Genomic DNA, 18,957 nt, shown 5'->3' on the forward strand with positions numbered 1-18,957 from the left:
ATTTCATGAGGAGACATCCATGGACGACAATCAGCGCCGCGACGACGGCATGACGCAGCGCCGCAAAGTGCTCGGCAATGCCTGGGTCGACAAGTCGATCGCGAACCGCAACGCATTCAACACCGACTTCCAGGACATGATCACGCGCTATGCCTGGGGCGAGATCTGGACGCGGCCGCATTTCGACGAGCGCACGCGGCGCGTGCTGGTGATCGGCACCATGGTCGCGCTCGGGCAATGGGACGAGTTTCGCCTGCACGTGCGCGCCGCGCTCGCCGAGGGTGGCTTCACGCCTGACGACATCAAGGAAATCCTGCTTCAGCAGGCGATCTATTGCGGCGTGCCGGCGGTGAACCACGCCGTCAAGGAAGCCGGCGCGATCATTGCCGAGCTAGAAGCATGATCCGGAAAAGTGCGCAGCGGTTTTCCCTCGCGACAAACGCGGAACGCGTTTGCGCGGAGATCATGCTCAAACAACTACCTAAAGCGCGATGACGATAGCGCTTTAGGTGGTGTTGACACTTATCGCATCCATAGGACGATTGCAGCGAGCGTGACGATGGCTCGGTAATTTCGGGCGGTCTTTTCGAAGCGGGTTGCGACGCGACGGAACTGCTTGAGCTTGCTGAAGCAGCATTCCACGAGGTGGCGCTGGGCATAGAGATGCTTGTCGAGCGGATGTTTGAGGGCTCGCGAGGGGTTGTTGGGGATTACGGCGATCGCGCCTTTGGCTGCGATGGCCTGGCGCAAATGATCGGCGTCATAGGCTGCATCGGCCATGACGACCTCGGCGGGCAATCCCTCGATCAACGTGGCGGCTTGCGGGGCATCGCCCTTCTGGCCTGCGGTGAGGGTGAACCGCACGGGACATCCCAAACCTCGAACGGCCATATGTATCTTGGTGCTCAAGCCGCCGCGCGAGCGCCCGATCGCTTGATCTTCAGACCCCCTTTTTTTGACCCGGCGGCGTGCTGATGCGCCCGGACGATGGTGGAATCGACGATCAAATATTCGAAGTCCGGATCATCGGACATCGCCTCGAAGATCCGCAACCAGACACCCTTGGTGCTCCATCGACTGAAGCGCCGGAACACGCTGTTCCAATCCCCAAACGCCTCCGGAAGATCACGCCAGGGAGAGCCCGTGCGAACGATCCAGAGCACCCCTTCCACGAACATCCGGTTGTCGCGTCCGGTCGAACCTTTCTGGTCGGGCCGGCCAATGATGAGCGGCGCCATGCGCTCCCAAGCCGCGTCGCTCAACACCAAACGATCCATCACACCCAAGGCCGCCTCCCAAAAGAAGCCTTGAATCTGATTTGGCCTCAAAAGGGAATCCCTAGAGTCCACACCGCCTAGGGCTGCTGAAGGGATAGCTGGCCTGCGGGCGTTTCGGTGGTTGTTGCTGCATTGGCAGATGCTTGAGCTCGCTTCGGCGCGGTCTCGAACAACATCACGATCGCGGTCCCGAGCAGCATCAGAAGCTCGGACGCATGCATGCGCATCGCTTCGACCTCGCCGACCTTGGAAGCCATCATCATGCTGGCGAAGCTCAGCACGCTGCCGAGGCAGAGCGCCACCGCAAGTGCCTCATCGGCGCCGCTGCTGTTCTTGCGCAGCGGCGAGAAGGCGGCCATCGCGAGGAAGACCGCGAAGAACGCCACCACGGTGATCCGCGCCAGCGCGAGCAGCCATGCGAGGCGCACCGTCGCCATCTTGCCGAGGTGCAGATAGTCGCTGGCATAGAACGCGATCGACACGCTCGGCCGCTCATAGAGGCCGTGGATCGGCGACACCATGATGCTGAAGGCGATGATGCCCCAGGCCGGAATGAAATAGGCCGCCAGCAGCGCGCCGTTGAAGGAGCTGATCCGCCAGTTGTTCGACATTGCCGCTTCCCGTGCATCCGGCGCCTTTCAGACCGGCGACGGTTCAGGGCGCGAGCTAACGCCGATCAATTGCCGGCAGCAATTTAAACCCTTTGTTAAGGTTAAGCACGATGCGATGGTTCCGGATCGATGCGATCGGGCCCGGCCGGGATCTGCGCAAGATCGGCGCCGGCCGGGGATAAAGGGGGGTAAAATGACCGAAAGAACGCGCGTTTTCGTCGCAACGCCCTGCTACGGCGGCGATCTGAAGATGGCCTATGTGTTGTCCGCCCTGAAGCTTCAGGCTGCGGCCACGACCCGGGGCATCGACATCCAGTTCCATCTGATCGGAAACGAATCGCTGATCGTGCGCGCCCGGAATGAACTGGCCCACCAATTCCTTGCATCCGGCGCCAGCCATCTCCTGTTCATCGATGCCGATATCGGGTTCGAACCCGAGTCCGTCTTCCGGCTGCTGGATTGCGGCGCCGACGTTTCGGCCGCGGCCTATCCGCTCAAGCACATCGATTGGGCAAAGGTGCAGCGGGCCGCGGACGCCAAGCGCAAGAACCTCGCGTCATCCTCGCTCGACTATGTCGTCACATGGGAGGGCGACCAGATCACGGCGCGCGGCGACGGCTTCGCCAAGGTCCGCTATGCCGGAACCGGCTTTCTCATGATGAAGCGATCCGCCCTCGTCAGGCTGTGCGACGCCCACCCCGAACTCAAATATCGGGCGAACCACAAGTCCAACGACTTGAACACCGGCGACCTCGTGCGCGCCGACCTCGACCGCGTGTCGCTGTTCGAATGCATGATCGACAAGACGACCGGCGAGTATTTGTCCGAAGATTACGCGTTCTGCCGGCGCTGGATCGATCTCGGCGGCGAAATCTGGCTCGACCTTCGAAGCGAGCTTACGCATTTCGGTTCGTACGCCTTCCGCGGCCGCTTCGCCGACCAGTTGGCCTGAACAAGACAGCCCAAGCGAAAAAGGTTTCAGCCCGAACAAGGAAGGCCCCGCCTTTCGGCGAGGCCTCCCTGCGAGTTCGGCTCAATTGTCCGAATTAGCGCTCCGGATTGGGCTTCTGGCCCTGCCGGCCCGGATCCTGCTGTTGCTGGCCGGGCTTCTGGCCGCCGCCCTGCTGCTGCTGGCCGGGCTTCTGACTCGGGTTCTGGTTCGGCTGGCCCGGATTCTGATTTGGGTTGCTCATTCAGCTACTCCCTTTGCTTTCATGAAGCTGGGGACAACGCGCGCGTCGCAAGCGCAGTTGCTCGGGGAACACGGGTTCCGGCGTGATCATTGCAGGGCAAAGCCATGTCGGCCCTGTGACATCGGAACCGCATCCGCCAAACTAGTTATGTACAAGCCCTTTCTGCTACTGCCACGCTGTTGCCGCGGCCGGGGTTCCACTGTTAGAAAACGACACGACGCGACGGATCAGGCTGCCGGGGCCCTCGCCGCGTCACCCTCGGCCAAGCGTTTTCAAGCGAAGCGGGAACCGGTTCGCGTGAAGAAAACGCGTCCAGATCAACACGAGAGCCTGGTCGGTTCTCAACCGAACGGGCTCTGACGGCAGCCCATGGATTATTTCGCCCAGCAGCTCATCAACGGTCTCGTCCTGGGCTCGATCTACGGCCTGATCGCGATCGGCTACACGATGGTCTACGGCATCGTCGGCATGATCAACTTCGCCCATGGCGACGTCTTCATGATCGGCGGCTTCATCGCACTCATCACCTTCGTGATCCTGATCTCGCTCGGGCTGACCGCCATCCCCGTGATCCTGCTCGTCGTGCTGCTGGTCTCGATGGCGATCACCGCGCTCTATGGCTGGACCATCGAGCGCATCGCCTACAGGCCGCTGCGCCATTCCTTCCGTCTCGCCCCGATGCTGTCGGCGATCGGCATGTCCTTCGTGCTCACCAACTATTCGCAGGTGGCGCAAGGCGCGCGCGTCAAGCCGATCCCGCCCTTCATCACCGGCGGCTACACGCTGCATGAGAGCGCGGACGGCTTCGTGATCCAGCTCTCCAACATCCAGATCATGGTGGTCGTCACGACCATCGTGCTGCTGGCGATCTTCACCTGGCTGGTCTCCCGCACCCGGCTCGGGCGCGACATGCGCGCCTGCGAGCAGGACCAGACCATGGCGGCCCTGCTCGGCGTCGACGTCGACCGCACCATCTCCATGACCTTCGTGATCGGCGCCGCGCTCGCTGCGGTGGCCGGCCTGATGTACCTGCTCTATTACGGCCTCGTCGACTTCTTCATGGGCTTCGTCGCCGGCATCAAGGCGTTCACCGCTGCCGTGCTCGGCGGCATCGGCTCGTTGCCCGGCGCCATGCTCGGAGGGCTTGCGATCGGCCTGATCGAGACGTTCTGGTCGGCCTATTTCTCGGTCGAGTACAAGGACGTCGCGGCGTTCTCGATCCTGATCGTCGTGCTGATCTTCATGCCGACCGGCCTGCTCGGTCGTCCCGAAGTCGAAAAAGTCTGACAGGCACTTCGTGAGCGCGACCTCAGCCCGCCCCTCGCACGCCGCGCAGCCCTCGGGCAGCGCCTTCATTCTCAAGAAAGCCCTGATCAGCGCCCTTGTCGCGCTGGTGCTGTTCTCGCTGATGATCGGCATTCGCACCGAGGCCGGGCCGCAGGGCGGCCTGATCTACTGGACGCGGTTCGGCGACCTCGCGGCCCTCGTCGGCGCGGTGTTCGGCGGCAGCATCGTCGTCGAGCTGCTGCGGCAATGGTGGGGGCCGGTTGACAAGGACCGCGTCGTGCCGAAGCCGGTGCAATCGGCGATGTCGTTCGCCGGCCGCTGGCTGGCGCCGGCGCTGCTGGTGTTCACCTTCCTCGTGCCGGTCATCTTCTACAACCAGCGCTACATTCTCGACCTCGCGATCCTCGTGCTCACCTATGTGATGCTGGGCTGGGGGTTGAACGTCGTGGTCGGGCTCGCCGGCCTGCTCGATCTCGGCTACGTCGCCTTCTATGCGGTCGGTGCCTATTCCTACGGGCTGCTTGCGACCAATTTCGGCTGGTCGTTCTGGATCTGCCTGCCACTCGCCGGCATCCTCGCGGCGTTCTGGGGCGTGCTGCTCGGCTTCCCCGTGCTCCGGCTGCGCGGCGACTATCTCGCCATCGTGACGCTCGCCTTCGGCGAGATCATCCGCCTCGTCATCATCAACTGGCAGGAGCTCACCGGCGGCCCGAACGGCGTCTCGGGCATTCCCCGCCCCTCCTTCTTCGGCATCCCGCTCGACAACAGCGACGACGGCCTCGCCGCCAAGCTCGGCATCGAATATTCGCCGACGCACCGCATCATCTTCCTGTTCTACCTGATCCTGGCGCTGGCGCTGCTCACCAACTGGGCGACGATCCGGCTGCGCCGCCTGCCGATCGGGCGCGCCTGGGAGGCCTTGCGCGAGGACGAGGTCGCCTGCCGCGCGCTCGGCATCAACACCACGACCACCAAGCTCACGGCGTTCGCGACCGGCGCCATGTTCGGCGGCTTCGCCGGCGCGTTCTTCGCCACCCGCCAGGGCTTCATCAGCCCGGAATCCTTCACCTTCCAGGAATCTGCGCTGGTGCTCGCGATCGTCGTTCTCGGCGGCATGGGCTCGCAGCTCGGCGTGGCGCTTGCCGCGCTCGCCATGATCGGCGGCTTCGAGCTGTTCCGCGGCCTCGAGAACTACCGCATGCTGGTGTTCGGCATGTCGATGGTGCTGATCATGGTCTGGCGGCCGCGCGGCCTGATCGGCCATCGCGCACCCACCGTGTATCTGACCAAGGCGAAGACGATCTCGTCCGACCTCGTCAAGGAAGGGCACGGATGAGCGCCGACCAGATTCTGAGCGTCGACCGGCTCGTCATGCGCTTCGGCGGCATCGTCGCGGTCAACGAGCTGTCCTTTGCCGCCGAGCGGCGCAACATCACCGCGCTGATCGGGCCGAACGGCGCCGGCAAGACCACGGTCTTCAACTGCATCACCGGGTTCTACAAGCCGAGCGGCGGCACCATTCGCCTCACCCACGACGACGGCAGGGTGATGGCGCTGGAGCGGCTGAACGATTTCCGCATCGCCAAGCAGGCCAAGGTCGCGCGCACCTTCCAGAACATCCGCCTGTTTCCCGGCATGACCGCGCTGGAGAACCTGATGGTGGCGCAGCACAACGCGCTGATGCGCGCCTCCGGCCTGACCCTGCTCGGGCTGCTCGGCCTGCCGTCCTGGCGCGAGGCCGAGCAGCGCGCCATCGATCTGGCGCGGACCTGGCTCACGCGCGTCGGCCTGCTCGACCGCGCCGACGACGCCGCCGGCAATTTCGCCTATGGCGACCAGCGCCGGCTGGAAATCGCGCGCGCAATGTGCACTGAACCTGTGCTGCTCTGTCTCGACGAGCCGGCGGCGGGTCTGAACGCGCGCGAGAGCGGCGGGCTCAACGAGCTCCTGCTCTCGATCCGGGACGAACTCGGCACCTCGATCCTGCTGATCGAGCACGACATGTCGGTGGTGATGGAGATCTCCGACCATATCGTGGTGATGGACCATGGCGTGAAGATCGCGGAAGGCACGCCGCGCGAGGTCCGCGACGATCCGAAGGTGATCGCCGCCTATCTCGGCGCCGACGAGGACGAGGCCGTGGCCGTGATGGAGAACGGGACGTGAGCGCGGCACAGGCAACGACGCCCCTGCTCGCGGTGCGCGGCGTGCGCGCGGCCTACGGCAAGATCGAGGCGCTGAAGGGCGTCGACATCGAGATCAATGCCGGCGAGATCGTCGCGCTGATCGGCGCCAACGGCGCCGGCAAGTCGACACTGATGATGACGATCTTCGGCAAGCCGCGCGCCCGCGCCGGCCAGATCCTCTATGAAGGCCGCGACATCACCGACGTTCCCACCCACGAGATCGCGCATTTGCGCATCGCGCAATCGCCGGAGGGCCGGCGGATCTTTCCGCGCATGAGCGTCGCGGAAAACCTGCAGATGGGCGCCGATGCCACCGAATGCAGCGAGGCCGAGCGCGCAGCCGGGCTGGAGCGGGTGTTCGCGCTGTTTCCGCGGCTGAAGGAACGCTATGCCCAGCGCGGTGGAACGCTGTCGGGCGGCGAGCAGCAGATGCTGGCGATCGGCCGCGCACTGATGAGCCGCCCCCGCCTGCTCCTGCTCGACGAGCCATCGCTCGGCCTCGCACCGCTGATCGCACGCCAGATCTTCGATGCGATCCGCACCCTGAACCGGCAGGACGGTCTGACCGTCCTGATCGTCGAGCAGAACGCCAACCATGCGCTCAAGCTCGCCCATCGCGGTTACGTCATGGTCAATGGCCTGATCACTTTGGCCGGGACCGGCACCGAATTGCTGCAGCGCCCGGAGATTCGCGCCGCCTATCTGGAAGGCGGCCGCCACGGCTGGCTTGACGTTCCGTGCCGCCCCCGCAAGCAAGACGCGGCGGATGCAACGTCGATTTGCCTGAAAATTGCCGGTGACTTCGCCGCGAAATCAGCTGAGAATGCGCGCGGTTTTGGGGCCCGGCGTGCCGGGCCCTTCCGCAAGAGGCAACGACCACGAGGGACGTCTCATGAAATCACTGAAGCTGATCGGCCTGGCACTTGGCGCTTCGTTCGCATTATCGGCGAGCGCATTCGCGCAGGATGTCACCGTCGCAGTCGCAGGCCCGATGACCGGCGGCGAGTCCGCCTTCGGCCGCCAGATGAAGAACGGCGCCGAGATGGCCGTGGCCGATATCAATGCCGCCGGCGGCGTCAACGGCAAGAAACTCGCGCTCTCCGTCGAAGACGACGCTTGCGATCCGAAACAGGCGCGTTCGATCGCCGAGAAGATCGCCGGCGCGAAAATCCCGTTCGTGGCCGGGCACTATTGCTCGTCGTCGTCGATCCCGGCTTCGGAAGCCTATGCCGACGGCAACGTGCTCCAGATCACGCCGGCCTCGACCAACCCGCTGTTCACCGAGCGCAAGCTCTGGAACGTGGCTCGCGTCTGCGGCCGTGACGATCAGCAGGGCCTGATCGCCGCGCAGTACATCGCCAAGAACTACAAGGGCAAGAACATCGCGATTCTCAACGACAAGACCACCTACGGCAAAGGTCTTGCCGACGAGACCAAGAAGGCGCTCAACAAGGCCGGCGTCACCGAGAAGATGTACGAGTCGTACAACAAGGGCGACAAGGACTTCAACGCAATCGTCTCCCGCCTGAAGCGCGACAACATCGACCTCGTCTATGTCGGCGGCTATCATCAGGAAAGCGGCCTGATCCTGCGTCAGATGCGGGACCAGGGCCTCAAGACCGTGCTGATGGCCGGCGACGCGCTCGCCGACAAGGAGTACGCCTCCATCACCGGCCCCGCCGGCGAAGGCACGCTGTTCACCTTCGGCCCCGACCCGCGCAACAAGCCGACCGCCAAGAAGATCGTCGAGGCATTCAAGGCCAAGAACATCGACCCCGAGGGCTACACCCTCTACACCTACGCGGCGATGCAGGTGTGGTCGCAGGCGGCCAAGAAGGCCGGCACCACCGACGCCAAGAAGGTCATGGCGGCGATGAAGGCCGGCAAGTGGGACACCGTGATCGGCCCGGTCGAATATGACGCCAAGGGCGACATCAAGCAGATCGACTACGTCGTCTACAAGTGGGACGCCAAGGGCGGCTACGCCGAGATCAATCCGAAGGGCTCCTGAGCCTCTCGCGCGTCTGATCAGAGATACGAGAACGCCCCGGTCCGCCGGGGCGTTTTTTTGACCTGATGCCTGCAAGTCTTACCGCACGTCTCCGCCCGCCCGTGCCCGACGGTTGATGCATCCGTCGCGGCTGCTATACCGGATCGATCGGACAGCAGGCGGATGGACCCATCATGAAAAACCTTCTCACCGATATTGTCGGCGTTGCCGTCGGCCATGCCGACGATCCAACGGTCGCCTCCGGCGTCACCGCCATCCTGTTCGAGCGGCCGGCGGTCGCCTCGATCGATGTCCGCGGCGGCGGTCCCGGCACCCGCGAGGAAGCGCTGCTTTCGCCGCACAACGTCGTCGAGGCAATCGACGCGATCGCGCTCTCCGGCGGCTCCGCCTTCGGTCTCGATGCCGGCGGTGGCGTGCAGGCCTGGCTCGCCGAACAGGGCCGCGGCTTCAGGGTCCGGGAGGCCGTGGTCCCGCTCGTTCCGGGCGCGATCGTGTTCGACCTGCTCAACGGCGGCAACAAGGCCTGGGGCCGCTTCTCGCCCTATCGCGATCTCGGCTATGCTGCGGCCAATGCCGCGTCCGATGACTTCGAGCTCGGCAGCGTCGGCGCCGGCATGGGCGCGACCACGGCCAACCTGAAGGGCGGCCTCGGCTCGGCGTCGGCACTAACCGATGACGGCGTGACGGTCGCGGCGCTCGCGGTGGTGAACGCGGTCGGCAGCGTCACCGTCGGCAACGGTCCCTGGTTCTGGGCCGCGCCGTTCGAGGAAAACGGCGAGTTCGGCGGACGGGGCCTGCCGCCTGCGTTCACGCCCGACATGCTGAAGGCGCGGCTGAAGGGCGGCGCGGACGCCAGCGCCGCCGAGAACACCACCCTCGTCGTGGTGGTGACCGATGCGCAGCTGACGAAGCCGCAGGCGCGGCGGCTCGCGATGATCGCGCAGACCGGATTTGCCCGCGCGATCTATCCGGTGCACGCTCCGCTCGACGGCGACGTGCTGTTTGCCGCGGCCACCTGCGAGAAGCCGATCGAGCCGCTGTTCGGCCTCACCAGGCTCGGCGCGCTCGCCGCCAACACGGTGGCGCGCGCCATCGCCCGCGGCGTCCATTCGGCGACCGCGCTGCCATTCGTCGGCGCGCTGCCGAGCTGGCGGGACAGATTCGGTTAGTTCGAGTTGAAGCGACGCGCTCGCGGAGACTCTCCCTCGCCCGGAACGCGGAGCGAGGCGAAGCAGACGCAGCCTGCGCTATTCGATGCCCAGTGTGTCGAGCTACGCGCTGACAGAAATCGCAGCGAAGTCCTGCGCCGAGATCGCCTTCGCCTGGCGCTGGATCAGCTGCTCGACGATATTGTAGGACGAGGCCGCGTTGAGGGTCGCGGAGGACGCGGCCGGCGTCGTCATCGACACCTTCGAGCCGTCGGCGTAGGTCGTCGTCGTGGTGGTCGAGCCGTCGCTGTTGGTCACCGACGTCGAGGTCGCGCCGTCCAGCGCCTGCATCAAGGGATCGGAGCTCGATCCGCCCGCGCCGCTGCCGGAGCCGGATCCATCGGTCGAGCCGCTGGCCATGTGATGGCGATGATGGCCACCGCCCTTGTGGCCCTGCAAGGCCTGGGACATCTCGTCGAGGCTGACGTTACCGTCGCCGTTGCTGTCGAGCTTGGAGAACACCTCGTCGGCCTTGGCCAGGTTGGTGCCGCCCGCGCCGAGGGCGTCCTCGAATTCGGACTTGGTGATCTTGCCGTCACCGTCCCCATCGATCTGCGAGAACAGGTCCTTCAGCGCATCCGACCGGCTGGCCGCCGTCGGGCTGTTTGAAACCGCGGTCTGCGACTGGCTTTGCGCGGAAATCAGCGCGCCCATCGTCAGCGGCGAAATCTGCGGAGAGCCGCTGCCCGAGCCGGTGCCTGTGCTGCTGCCGGTCGACGTCGATGTACCGGTCGAAGGGGCGAACAGGCCGGTGGTCTGGCTCCCCTGACTGGAGCTGCCGGTCCGGGTCGTCGACTTCGACGACATCAGCGAGCTCAAGAGGTCAATGGCCGACGACGCAGCGCCAAGGGCGAACAGCATGGCAATACTCCAACAGGGCCGCGCCTGGCGGCTCAAACGCTGGTCAGTGGCTGAGCAAAGGGCGTGCCATGGCAAAAACCCAGCAAAACCAGGCGTTCCCGCATCGAAGCGGGTTCCGCGCGCCCGGCAAGAGCTGCCGCCGGCGGAAGAATTTTCCGGTCGCGGAGCGCCGTCCGCTCGCATTGCCCGCCACGCGTCCGCATGTTAGGCGGACTCACCCGTCGCCCCCTGAAGTGTTCCGGAACAGCTGACATGACTCAGTCATTCACCCCTCGTCCCCTCGTTATCGCTCCATCGATCCTGGCCTCGGACTTCTCCAAGCTCGGCGAGGAGGTGCGCGCGGTGGATGCCGCCGGTGCCGACTGGATCCATCTCGACGTGATGGACGGGCACTTCGTTCCGAACATCTCCTACGGTCCCGACGTCATCAAGGCGATGCGTCCCCATACCAAGAAGATCTTCGACGCGCATCTGATGATCTCGCCCTGCGATCCCTATCTCGAGGCCTTCGCGAAAGCCGGCTGCGACCACATCACCGTGCATGCGGAGGCCGGTCCGCACCTGCACCGCTCGCTGCAGGCGATCCGCGCGCTCGGCAAGAAGGCCGGCGTCTCGCTCAATCCGGCGACGCCGATCAGCGCGCTCGAATACGTCCTCGACCTCGTCGACCTCGTGCTGGTGATGTCGGTCAATCCCGGCTTCGGCGGTCAGGCTTTCATCCCCTCCGCGATCGGCAAGATCCGCGACATCCGCGCGATGACGGCGGGCCGTCCGATCGACATCGAGGTCGACGGCGGCGTCGGCCCCGACGTTGCCGGCGCGCTCGCGGCGGCCGGCGCCAACGCCTTCGTCGCCGGCACCTCCGTGTTCAGGGGCGGCACGCAGGACGCCTACAAGGCCAACATCGCCGCGATCCGCCATGCGGCAGCCGAGGCTCGCGGCGAGGCGATCTGATGAGCCGGGGGAGCTAGAACACTACCGGCGGCGTGGCCGCGGCGTTCGCCGCTTGCTCCGCCGCCTCATCGCCCTCGCCGCCGTCCGCTTGCGACGCCAGCCGCGACGGCCGCACCACGGTCACCGTGCACGGCGCTTCCCCCGCGACCCTGGCGGACACGCTGCCGAGCAGCGCGCGCCGCAGCGAGTTCTGCCGCGCGCCGATGATGATGTGATCGACCAGATTGAGCTCGGCGAATTCCAGGATCGCGGCGGCGGGATCGACCGACTCCAGCACATGAGCCGTCAGCCGCCCTTCCTCGAGCCCGAACGGCCGCGCCCAGTGCTGCAGCGCCACCAGGCGGTCGACATGCTTGTTCTGGCCCTGCTCATCATGGGTGCGGTCGATCGCCAGGCGATTGAGCTTGAGCACGTTCACGCAGGCGAGTCGCGCCGACGGCGAGGTCGACAGCACGCGCTCGGCGGTGACGCGGATGGTGTCGTTCAGTGCCTCGGCACCCTCGCCGATATCGAGCGCGACGGCCATGATCGGGCTCGAGGCGAGCTGGGCCGCGACATCAGACTTCGGTCGCGGCGGCACCGCGCCGAGATTGAAGCGGCGGCGCCAGACCGTGGTGAGCGGGTCGCGGCTCAGCCGCTGCGCCCGCGCCGTCAGCTTCACCTGATCGGGATGGCCGAGATCGAATGCAAGCTGCGCCGCGGTCGGATAGCGCGCCACGGGGTCGATCTCCAGGCAGCGCAGCACGATCTCCTGCAGCCATAGCGGATAGTCTGGCTTCAGCTCGCGCGGCGGATAGGGATCGCGCCACAGCCGCCGACGCATGCCGCGCAGGCTTTCGGTCTCGCCGAACGGCCGCTCGCCGGTCGTGAAGAAATAGAGCAGCACGCCGAGCGAGAACAGGTCGCTGCGCGGATCGTCGCGCACCCCTGACAGCCGCTCGGGCGCCATGTAGGGCGCGGTGCCGTAAGGCAGGCGGAATTCCTCCTGCAGGAGATCCGGCAGGTGGTTGTGATGCGACAGCCCGTAGTCGATCAGCACCGCCTCGCCGGAATCGCGGAACATGATGCTGCTCGGCTTGATATCGTGATGGATCACGTTCTGCCGGTGCAGGCTGGCGAGCGCGGTGGCGACCTTGCCGCCGATCACCCTCACCTCCTCATACGGCATCGGCAGCTCGCCGAGCCGCTTGTAGAGCGTCTGCCCGGGGATGCGCTCCATCACCACATAGGCCTGGCGTTCGAAGTCGCCGGTGCCGAAACAGGCCGGCACGTGCGGCCCAGACAGCCGCGGCAGGATCATCTGCTCCATCTCGAAGCTGACGATCGCGGCCGGATCCTCGCCCTCCGAGGTGAGCGGCACTTTCATCAGCAGCGGCACGGTGATGCCGGGATGGGTGACGCTCCACAGCGTTGCCATGCCGCCGCGGTGCACGCGTTCGCCGATGGTGAAGCCATCGATCTCGGCGCCCGCCTGCATCGCCAGCGTCGCCATCGGCGTCACCGGCCGAGCGGCAGGCGGTCGGCGAGCCAGTGCGGCAGGCCGTTCGCCTTGATCCGCGCCGCCGCGGTTGCGACGTCGTAGGGCACGCGATGAAAGGTGATCTCGCGGCTTACGGTGTCGAACAGCACGAAGGACGCCGAGGGATCGCCGTCGCGAGGCTGGCCGACCGAGCCGAGCACGGCGAGCCAGCGCCGCCCCGGCAGCAACTGAACGGCGATGCCCGAGTTCGGCACGAAGCTCGTCATCTTGGCCGTCACCGACATCGAATAGAGCGCGGGGCGATGGATGTGGCCGCAGAACGTGACCTGCAGCCCGGTTGCCATCATGCTGCGCGCGGCGTCGGCGGTGTCGCGGACATAGCGCCACTTCGTGGGCTCCGAAGCTTCGGAGTGCACGTAGAGCCGATTGTCCTCCTCCCGCGACATCGGAAGCTCGGCGAGGAACTGCTTCTGCTCGCCGCTGAGCCGGCCGCGGGTCCAGTCGATCGCGGCCTGCGCCTCGGCATTCATGCTGTCGCTCGGCACGCCGATCGCATTGTCATGATTGCCGCGCACCGCGACCGCGCCCTTCGCGACCAGGTCCATCACCGTATCGACGGCCCATTCGGGATCGGCGCCGTAGCCGACGATATCGCCGAGGCAGTTCAGCCGCTCGGCGCCGCGCGCACGCGCAGCGTCGAGGCAGGCGGCGAAGGCCTGCCGGTTGGCGTGAATATCGGCGAACAGTGCAAGCCGCATCGTGGTTCGCGTTGCTGATCCCTGTCCGATATCAAGCACACGCGGCCCCGGGCTCGCAATCGGGCCAAAGGCATCAGGTGGTCAGAGGGATGTCGGCAGAAAGCTCGGCTAGGGCTTGCAGACCCGCAGGCCCTTCAACAGCAGGGCCAGCAGCGCATCGATCCGCCCCGGGCATTCCGGCTTGGCCCATTCCTCGGCATGCGCCGGGTGATGGTAGCGGACGGTGGCGTCGAACACGGCACGCGCGGTCGCCTTCACATTGTCGATCTCGAACACGCCCTGCGCGACACCGTCGGACAGGATTTTCGCGATCAGGTCGACCTGCTTGTCCTTATAGGCTTCCACCACCTCGCGCGCGTCCTGCGCCAGCGCCAGGTAGGTCGCGAACATCTCGGGATCGTCACAGACCTTCTTCTGCTTGATCGTGAAGGCGGTGCGCAGCCATTGCTCCAGCCGCTCCGGCGCCGGGCCGTCGCCGGCTGCGATCTTGCACAGCGGCTCATTGGCGCGGTCGAGCCAGCGCTTGGCGACGGCATCGCGCAACGAGGCCTTGCTGGGGAAGTGACGGTAGACGCTGCCGTGGCTGACATCCAGCGCACGGGCAACGTCGACAACGGTGGCCTTGGTCAACCCGAAGCGCCTCAAGACATCCTCAGTTGCCTCAAGGATCCGCTCGGGTGTCAAAACCACCGCCTCGTTCATGCGTTTACCGTCTGGTTATCGCTGTCCTGCCCGCGGGTGAACTTGGCGGCCTGGGCGGCCAAGTGGCGGGCGACACGAAGATTGAGCCACTGTTGGATCTGGGCGGTCAATTGAAAGATTTCTATGGTCATGGAGGTAGTCCTTCGAGGTAGTCAAATTAAGTCCGGCTCCCCGGCCAAACGCCGGAATAGCTACTGGGCGCCCTCCTCCCTTGGGCTGGTGAGTATATACACCATCCCGCTGACAGATTTCAATATCTGTCAGACAATATTTTGTGAAATGACAGCTGCCCCCCTCGGAAAGCCCCGGCCTACAACGTTCCGTGAGCAGCCGGGGCGATCTGCCAAGCCGCGCCTATGTCTCGCTCGGGGCTACCTGGGAGAGACTTGCATGGACCGGCCAATGACCTTGAAGGAGATCGCGAAGATCACCGCGGGCGCGGTGGTCTCGCTCGTCATTGTCGGGTGGCTGATGGTTCTTGCGATCGCATTCCTGACGGTGCTGTGAGCCCGCCTCACCGCGCCGGCCCCTCGCCGGGCCTTGGCGCCGGAATCGAAAGGGGCCGCTTCACGCAGCGGCCCCTTTGCCGGGAAAATGTCTTGGGGATAAAATCTAGCCCCGGTTACCCCCAAGACTACACGCTTCGGGGAATTGAGGAATTCCGGATGATTACTGTCCATTTCGCTGACTGATTATTGCCGATCCCTATTTTTGTGCCATCCTCCCGGGTAGGCATCCGGCTATCGCTGCTCGTCCTTGGGCGGCATCCGGGGCGGCGGCAGCGGCGTGAACACGGCGCCTTGCGCGCCGGCCGGCGGCGCCACGAACGTCCCCGTAGTGGAATCGCCGCCCGTCGTCTCCACGATCGTCTTCGGCGTGATGTACTCCCTGACGAAGTCCATGATGGTGCCGTCGCCACCGCCGAAATCCGCTGCCCGTCCGCCCTGCGGATGCCCGGCCTTGATCTCGTTCTCGGCGGTGTGGGTCTGCTCGGCCATTGCGTCGCTATAAGGAATGCGGAAAGCGCGCGGGATCGCGCTCGGCCTGTTGTCCTCGTCAAGCTCCTCGACCCAGAGATAGATCGAGCCCGGGTCGCCCTCCAGCGAATGCGGCTCCACGATCCGCGTCGACAGCAGCTTGAAGTTCGCCGGCAATCTTTCCGCGGACGCCCAGCCGAGCAGCCCGCGCATCTCGGTGAAGCTGACGACATAGAAGGCGCTGGTCACGATCACCGCGACCGCCTTCAGCGACCAGTGCAGCCGCGCATAGACCAGCACGACCAGCAGCAGCGCGCCGATCACGGCGTAGGCGACCGACAGCGTCAGGATGACCGTCTGCAAGCTAATCATTGCGGAGCACCCTGACGCCGGATTTCGGGACGCCGGTGTTCGGATCGAGATCGGCGCCGTTGCGCCAGCCGCTGCGGAACGTCTCCAGCAGCGATTTCGGCCGCTGGTCGACGTTGACCACCTTGCCCTCCTCATCGATCCGGAACCGCACCGCGGTCTTCTCGTCGCCGGTGTGGTCGAGCGTGAACTTGTTGTCGAACACCACCTGCGCAGTCGGGTTGAGCTTCTGCACCTTCACGCTCGCCGTGACGGGCTCGCCGGTCGTCGCCACGAAATGCGAGATGTTGACGGTGTATTCGCCGGCGACGATGCCGCGCACGGTGACGATCTCCTCGCGGATCGGCGAGGCGATCTTCTTGCCGGCGACCATGATGAAGTCGTTGGCTCCGCCGCGATCATCGCGGTCGAGCGTCAGGAAGCCGGCCTCCCGGTGTCGATACCAGGCGATGTTGCCGGCCGGATCCTGCACGAAGAGGTCGAGATCATCGGGATGATTGTCCGGCCAGTCCATCGTGATGATGAACTCCGCCTTGGAGTCGATCTTGCCTTCCTTGGCGTCCGGCGAGACGGCGAGCAGCGCCAGGAAGAACAGGAACGCGATCACCTGGAGCGCCTTGAACAGCATCACGCCGAGCGGATCGAACGGCTCCTCGCGCGGATAGAGACCGAAATCATCCATCATGACGGCGCACCAAGGCGACGTTCCAGGGCCGGCGTGACGTGCGTCTCGGTGAGCACGACGGCGTCGGAGAACACCCGCTGGGTCGCGGCGTCGAGCATGTAGTACTGGATGCGGACCAGGATCGAGCCGACGAGGCCGGCGAGCGTCGTATACATCGCGACCGCCATGCCGTCGCTCATCAGGCCCATCGAGGAGCGCATCGCGACCTTGTCGGCGGCATCCAGCCCCGCGATCGGCGCCAGCATGATGATGAAGCCGATGATGGTGCCGAGCAGGCCGAGCTTCATCAGCGTATCGGAGACGAAAGCACCGAAGCCGTTGGACCCGCGCAGCCGGTCCGCCAGCGTGCGCAGCAGCAGGGTCTGGTCGATGCGGCCCTTGGCCTGCGCCTCGGCCTTCTGCACCAGGCTTTTGATGTGATCGGTGACGAGCCCGCCGGGCAGGCCGCGCGCATCTGATGCAAGCGCCCCTGATGCAAGGATCTTGGCGCCATCGGGCGCGGCGAGGATGGTGCGGCAGGAGCGCGCCACCTCGCCTTCCCGCGCGATCGCCCGCGTCCGCCAGAAGCAATGAATGCAGGTGACGATGTAGAGGACGGCGATGACGCTGGAAATGTAGGTGCGGTCGGAACTGATCATGAGGCGGATCAGCCCGTAGCGCCACAGCAGGAAGGCGGCGAACACCGAAAGGCCGGTGAAGATCATCCAGAGCAGCAGGGCGCTGCGCTCCGCCGCGTCCGTGCCGGCCGATGCGGCCGCGACGTCGACCTTGGCATCCATGCTGCGTGAGCTCCCTGTGTTCCACGAGGCTCCGTGCGGGCCTCACTTTCCGTTAGAGCAGAGCCGGCCTGCGCCGTCCAAAGACATCTGCCCAGATTTCGTCGGGCAAATTTCCCGACCTGCACAGCCTCGCATGCTTGCGATTGGCGGGGAACAGCGGTGCTGTTAGCATCGCACCTCTCGTTTGAGCATGACCAGCCGCTTCTCTCCGTTCCGGATCATGCTCTGGCCGTGGAGTGATCGCATGCGCCTCGTGCTTCAACTGGTCGCCCGCCTGCTCGTGATCGTCGCGTTATGCCTCGGCGCAGCCACCGTCTGGGCCACGATCGACGCCTATCGCAGCGTCGATCGTGCCACGCAGGCGTCCGCCGAGCGGGTTTCGCAATCGCTCGAAGCGCTGTACTGGCGCGAATTGCTGCTGCGCAGCAACCGGATGCGCGAGCAATTGCTGCCGGCACCGGACTGGCGCACCATCGAAACCATGGGCCTGATTGCGCCGGGGATCTGCGTGCAGTTCGAACCGGCCGGCGCCTTCGAGAAGCCGCTCTGCGGCCAGAGCGAGGGGCTGGGCAAGGCGCCGCCGCGCTGGTTCGCCGCCGCTGTGCAGATGGTGCTCGGCGATCACGCCACCGTGGAGCGGCCGATCAGCGCCCGCGCCGCGACCGCGGGAACCGTCCGCGCCATCGCCGATCCGGACGCAGCGATCGCGCTCGCCTGGCAGCACATTCTCGACAACATCCATGTCGCGCTGTTGATGGCGCTCGCCATCGCGCTGCTCGCTTCGCTTGCGATCGCGCACACGCTGGCACCCGCCCACTCGATCGTGTCGGCGCTGCGGCGGATGGCCGACGGCGAGTACCGCACGCCACTGCCGCGCGTCCGCTCGATGGAGCTCGCGATGATCGGGCGCGCCGTCAGCGATCTCGGCGACCGCCTCGCGCTTGCCGAGGAGGAACGCACGGTGCTGACCAGGCGGCTGCTCGAGATTCGCAACGACGAACGCCGCACGCTGGCGCGCGAGCTGCACGATGAGTTCGGCCAGAATCTCACCGCGATCCTCGCCTTCGCCAACACGATCGAGGCAAGCGCCGGGGACAAGTACGCCGCCGGCACCGAAATTGCGCAGGACGCGCGGATGATCTCGCAGGCGACGCGCCGCATCATGGCGTGCCTGCGCGATACGTTGAACCGGCTGCGCAATCCGCTGCCCGAGGAGCTCGGGCTCGAGGCAAGCCTCGTCAATCTCGTCGACAGCTGGCGATCGCAGAGCGCGGCGCGGCCGACGATCCAGCTCGATCTCAGGGGTGACCTCACCGACATCAGCGGTCCGGCCGCCAACACGGCCTATCGCGTGGCACAGGAATGCCTGACCAACGCGCTGCGCCACAGCTCGGCGCGCGAGATCGTGCTGCGGATCGAGCGGCGGACCGGCAGCGAGAACGCCCTGCTGGTGCGCGTCGAGGACGATGGCGGCGGCGATGCGGCCAAGGTGGCGCAATCTGCGGGCTTCGGCCTCACCGGCGTCAGCGAGCGCGTCACAGCCCTCGGCGGCTCGCTGTCGATCGAGCGCGCCAGCCGCGGCCTGTCGGTCGCCGCCACGATCCCGCTCGCCGCCTGAG

At 65.7% G+C, this 18,957-nt stretch carries 21 protein-coding genes and 1 pseudogene; 10 read left to right on the plus strand and 12 right to left on the minus strand.

The features are described from left to right. Positions 1-19 precede the first annotated feature (19 nt). A complete protein-coding gene (locus RX327_RS25565; protein ID WP_317247489.1) occupies positions 20-403 on the plus strand; it encodes a carboxymuconolactone decarboxylase family protein in 384 nt (127 codons plus the stop codon). A gap of 119 nt (positions 404-522) precedes the next feature. Here RX327_RS25565 and RX327_RS25570 read toward each other — a convergent pair whose 3' ends face one another. The 3 genes from RX327_RS25570 to RX327_RS25580 all read right to left on the minus strand — a co-directional run bounded on the left by RX327_RS25570 (position 523) and on the right by RX327_RS25580 (position 1,888). After that, positions 523-1,011, minus strand: coding sequence for an IS5 family transposase (locus RX327_RS25570; protein WP_317251326.1), 489 nt, complete (start codon positions 1,009-1,011; stop codon positions 523-525). Beyond that, on the minus strand, positions 906-1,277 hold the full coding sequence (locus RX327_RS25575; protein ID WP_317251327.1) for an IS5 family transposase: 372 nt from the start codon (positions 1,275-1,277) through the stop codon (positions 906-908). The genes RX327_RS25570 and RX327_RS25575 overlap by 106 nt, the downstream gene beginning before the upstream one ends. 77 nt (positions 1,278-1,354) lie before the next feature. Continuing rightward, complete coding sequence (locus RX327_RS25580; RefSeq protein ID WP_317247490.1) at positions 1,355-1,888, minus strand: hypothetical protein; 534 nt, start codon at positions 1,886-1,888, stop codon at positions 1,355-1,357. Between RX327_RS25580 and RX327_RS25585 the strand changes: the two genes are divergently transcribed. Then, entirely contained in the window at positions 1,857-2,840 is a 984-nt protein-coding gene (locus RX327_RS25585; RefSeq protein ID WP_317247491.1) for a hypothetical protein, read from the plus strand. The two genes, RX327_RS25580 and RX327_RS25585, sit on opposite strands and share 32 nt — an antisense overlap. A 94-nt stretch (positions 2,841-2,934) precedes the next feature. On the opposite strand, the gene RX327_RS25590 is transcribed toward RX327_RS25585, so the two are convergent. Further along, on the minus strand, positions 2,935-3,081 hold the full coding sequence (locus RX327_RS25590) for a hypothetical protein (protein WP_016840407.1): 147 nt from the start codon (positions 3,079-3,081) through the stop codon (positions 2,935-2,937). Between the two features lie 369 nt (positions 3,082-3,450). Between RX327_RS25590 and RX327_RS25595 the strand changes: the two genes are divergently transcribed. The 6 genes and pseudogenes from RX327_RS25595 (at position 3,451) to RX327_RS25620 (ending at position 9,734) form a co-directional block, all read left to right on the plus strand. After that, positions 3,451-4,368 (plus strand): ABC transporter permease subunit, encoded by a 918-nt coding sequence (locus RX327_RS25595; protein WP_194393152.1) that lies wholly within the window; start codon positions 3,451-3,453, stop codon positions 4,366-4,368. A gap of 10 nt (positions 4,369-4,378) precedes the next feature. Further along, entirely contained in the window at positions 4,379-5,704 is a 1,326-nt protein-coding gene (gene livM, locus RX327_RS25600) for a high-affinity branched-chain amino acid ABC transporter permease LivM (protein WP_317247492.1), read from the plus strand. Beyond that, on the plus strand, positions 5,701-6,534 hold the full coding sequence (locus tag RX327_RS25605; RefSeq protein ID WP_317247493.1) for an ABC transporter ATP-binding protein: 834 nt from the start codon (positions 5,701-5,703) through the stop codon (positions 6,532-6,534). The genes livM and RX327_RS25605 overlap by 4 nt, the downstream gene beginning before the upstream one ends. Next, a pseudogene (locus RX327_RS25610) lies at positions 6,531-7,277 on the plus strand (ABC transporter ATP-binding protein); the annotation flags it as partial. The gene RX327_RS25605 and the pseudogene RX327_RS25610, both read left to right, overlap by 4 nt. Positions 7,278-7,446: 169 nt before the next feature. Beyond that, positions 7,447-8,565: a branched-chain amino acid ABC transporter substrate-binding protein gene (locus RX327_RS25615; RefSeq protein ID WP_317247494.1), complete on the plus strand. Its 1,119-nt coding sequence runs from the start codon at positions 7,447-7,449 to the stop codon at positions 8,563-8,565. A gap of 173 nt (positions 8,566-8,738) precedes the next feature. Then, positions 8,739-9,734 carry a P1 family peptidase gene (locus tag RX327_RS25620; RefSeq protein ID WP_317247495.1) on the plus strand — a complete coding sequence of 332 codons (996 nt, stop codon included), beginning with the start codon at positions 8,739-8,741 and terminating at the stop codon, positions 9,732-9,734. 102 nt (positions 9,735-9,836) lie between these two features. On the opposite strand, the gene RX327_RS25625 is transcribed toward RX327_RS25620, so the two are convergent. Next, entirely contained in the window at positions 9,837-10,634 is a 798-nt protein-coding gene (locus RX327_RS25625) for an EF-hand domain-containing protein (protein ID WP_317247496.1), read from the minus strand. A gap of 252 nt (positions 10,635-10,886) precedes the next feature. Between RX327_RS25625 and rpe the strand changes: the two genes are divergently transcribed. Then, positions 10,887-11,588, plus strand: coding sequence for a ribulose-phosphate 3-epimerase (gene rpe, locus RX327_RS25630; RefSeq protein ID WP_317247497.1), 702 nt, complete (start codon positions 10,887-10,889; stop codon positions 11,586-11,588). A gap of 13 nt (positions 11,589-11,601) precedes the next feature. On the opposite strand, the gene RX327_RS25635 is transcribed toward rpe, so the two are convergent. The 7 genes from RX327_RS25635 to RX327_RS25665 all read right to left on the minus strand — a co-directional run bounded on the left by RX327_RS25635 (position 11,602) and on the right by RX327_RS25665 (position 17,338). Next, positions 11,602-13,080 carry a bifunctional serine/threonine-protein kinase/universal stress protein gene (locus RX327_RS25635; RefSeq protein ID WP_317247498.1) on the minus strand — a complete coding sequence of 493 codons (1,479 nt, stop codon included), beginning with the start codon at positions 13,078-13,080 and terminating at the stop codon, positions 11,602-11,604. Positions 13,081-13,085: 5 nt separating this feature from the next. Further along, positions 13,086-13,826: a metallophosphoesterase family protein gene (locus RX327_RS25640; RefSeq protein WP_317247499.1), complete on the minus strand. Its 741-nt coding sequence runs from the start codon at positions 13,824-13,826 to the stop codon at positions 13,086-13,088. A 108-nt stretch (positions 13,827-13,934) separates the two neighbouring features. Further along, on the minus strand, positions 13,935-14,528 hold the full coding sequence (locus tag RX327_RS25645; protein WP_028336783.1) for a TetR family transcriptional regulator: 594 nt from the start codon (positions 14,526-14,528) through the stop codon (positions 13,935-13,937). After that, a complete protein-coding gene (locus RX327_RS25650; RefSeq protein WP_016843141.1) occupies positions 14,525-14,659 on the minus strand; it encodes a hypothetical protein in 135 nt (44 codons plus the stop codon). Before RX327_RS25650 ends, RX327_RS25645 begins: the two co-directional genes overlap by 4 nt. A 609-nt stretch (positions 14,660-15,268) precedes the next feature. Continuing rightward, entirely contained in the window at positions 15,269-15,877 is a 609-nt protein-coding gene (locus RX327_RS25655; protein WP_317247500.1) for a hypothetical protein, read from the minus strand. Continuing rightward, positions 15,870-16,559 carry a hypothetical protein gene (locus RX327_RS25660; RefSeq protein WP_317247501.1) on the minus strand — a complete coding sequence of 230 codons (690 nt, stop codon included), beginning with the start codon at positions 16,557-16,559 and terminating at the stop codon, positions 15,870-15,872. The genes RX327_RS25655 and RX327_RS25660 overlap by 8 nt, the downstream gene beginning before the upstream one ends. Beyond that, entirely contained in the window at positions 16,556-17,338 is a 783-nt protein-coding gene (locus tag RX327_RS25665) for a MotA/TolQ/ExbB proton channel family protein (RefSeq protein ID WP_317247502.1), read from the minus strand. Before RX327_RS25665 ends, RX327_RS25660 begins: the two co-directional genes overlap by 4 nt. A gap of 244 nt (positions 17,339-17,582) precedes the next feature. Between RX327_RS25665 and RX327_RS25670 the strand changes: the two genes are divergently transcribed. Next, positions 17,583-18,956 (plus strand): histidine kinase, encoded by a 1,374-nt coding sequence (locus tag RX327_RS25670; RefSeq protein WP_317247503.1) that lies wholly within the window; start codon positions 17,583-17,585, stop codon positions 18,954-18,956. Position 18,957: the final 1 nt, after the last annotated feature.

Origin of the sequence: Bradyrhizobium sp. BEA-2-5, assembly GCF_032918025.1 — a bacterium.
Lineage (GTDB): Bacteria > Pseudomonadota > Alphaproteobacteria > Rhizobiales > Xanthobacteraceae > Bradyrhizobium > Bradyrhizobium pachyrhizi.

Excerpts from the sequence above, each read along its gene's own strand:
- RX327_RS25565 (WP_317247489.1), top strand. The coding sequence starts at position 20 with ATGGACGACAATCAGCGCCGCGACGACGGCATGACGCAGCGCCGCAAA.
- RX327_RS25575 (WP_317251327.1), bottom strand. The coding sequence starts at position 1,277 with ATGGATCGTTTGGTGTTGAGCGACGCGGCTTGGGAGCGCATGGCGCCG.
- RX327_RS25580 (WP_317247490.1), bottom strand. The coding sequence starts at position 1,888 with ATGTCGAACAACTGGCGGATCAGCTCCTTCAACGGCGCGCTGCTGGCG.
- RX327_RS25590 (WP_016840407.1), bottom strand. The coding sequence starts at position 3,081 with ATGAGCAACCCAAATCAGAATCCGGGCCAGCCGAACCAGAACCCGAGT.
- RX327_RS25595 (WP_194393152.1), top strand. The coding sequence starts at position 3,451 with ATGGATTATTTCGCCCAGCAGCTCATCAACGGTCTCGTCCTGGGCTCG.
- RX327_RS25605 (WP_317247493.1), top strand. The coding sequence starts at position 5,701 with ATGAGCGCCGACCAGATTCTGAGCGTCGACCGGCTCGTCATGCGCTTC.
- RX327_RS25615 (WP_317247494.1), top strand. The coding sequence starts at position 7,447 with ATGAAATCACTGAAGCTGATCGGCCTGGCACTTGGCGCTTCGTTCGCA.
- RX327_RS25620 (WP_317247495.1), top strand. The coding sequence starts at position 8,739 with ATGAAAAACCTTCTCACCGATATTGTCGGCGTTGCCGTCGGCCATGCC.
- RX327_RS25625 (WP_317247496.1), bottom strand. The coding sequence starts at position 10,634 with ATGCTGTTCGCCCTTGGCGCTGCGTCGTCGGCCATTGACCTCTTGAGC.
- rpe (WP_317247497.1), top strand. The coding sequence starts at position 10,887 with ATGACTCAGTCATTCACCCCTCGTCCCCTCGTTATCGCTCCATCGATC.
- RX327_RS25635 (WP_317247498.1), bottom strand. The coding sequence starts at position 13,080 with ATGGCGACGCTGGCGATGCAGGCGGGCGCCGAGATCGATGGCTTCACC.
- RX327_RS25640 (WP_317247499.1), bottom strand. The coding sequence starts at position 13,826 with ATGCGGCTTGCACTGTTCGCCGATATTCACGCCAACCGGCAGGCCTTC.
- RX327_RS25645 (WP_028336783.1), bottom strand. The coding sequence starts at position 14,528 with ATGAACGAGGCGGTGGTTTTGACACCCGAGCGGATCCTTGAGGCAACT.
- RX327_RS25650 (WP_016843141.1), bottom strand. The coding sequence starts at position 14,659 with ATGACCATAGAAATCTTTCAATTGACCGCCCAGATCCAACAGTGGCTC.
- RX327_RS25655 (WP_317247500.1), bottom strand. The coding sequence starts at position 15,877 with ATGATTAGCTTGCAGACGGTCATCCTGACGCTGTCGGTCGCCTACGCC.
- RX327_RS25660 (WP_317247501.1), bottom strand. The coding sequence starts at position 16,559 with ATGATGGATGATTTCGGTCTCTATCCGCGCGAGGAGCCGTTCGATCCG.
- RX327_RS25665 (WP_317247502.1), bottom strand. The coding sequence starts at position 17,338 with ATGGATGCCAAGGTCGACGTCGCGGCCGCATCGGCCGGCACGGACGCG.
- RX327_RS25670 (WP_317247503.1), top strand. The coding sequence starts at position 17,583 with ATGCGCCTCGTGCTTCAACTGGTCGCCCGCCTGCTCGTGATCGTCGCG.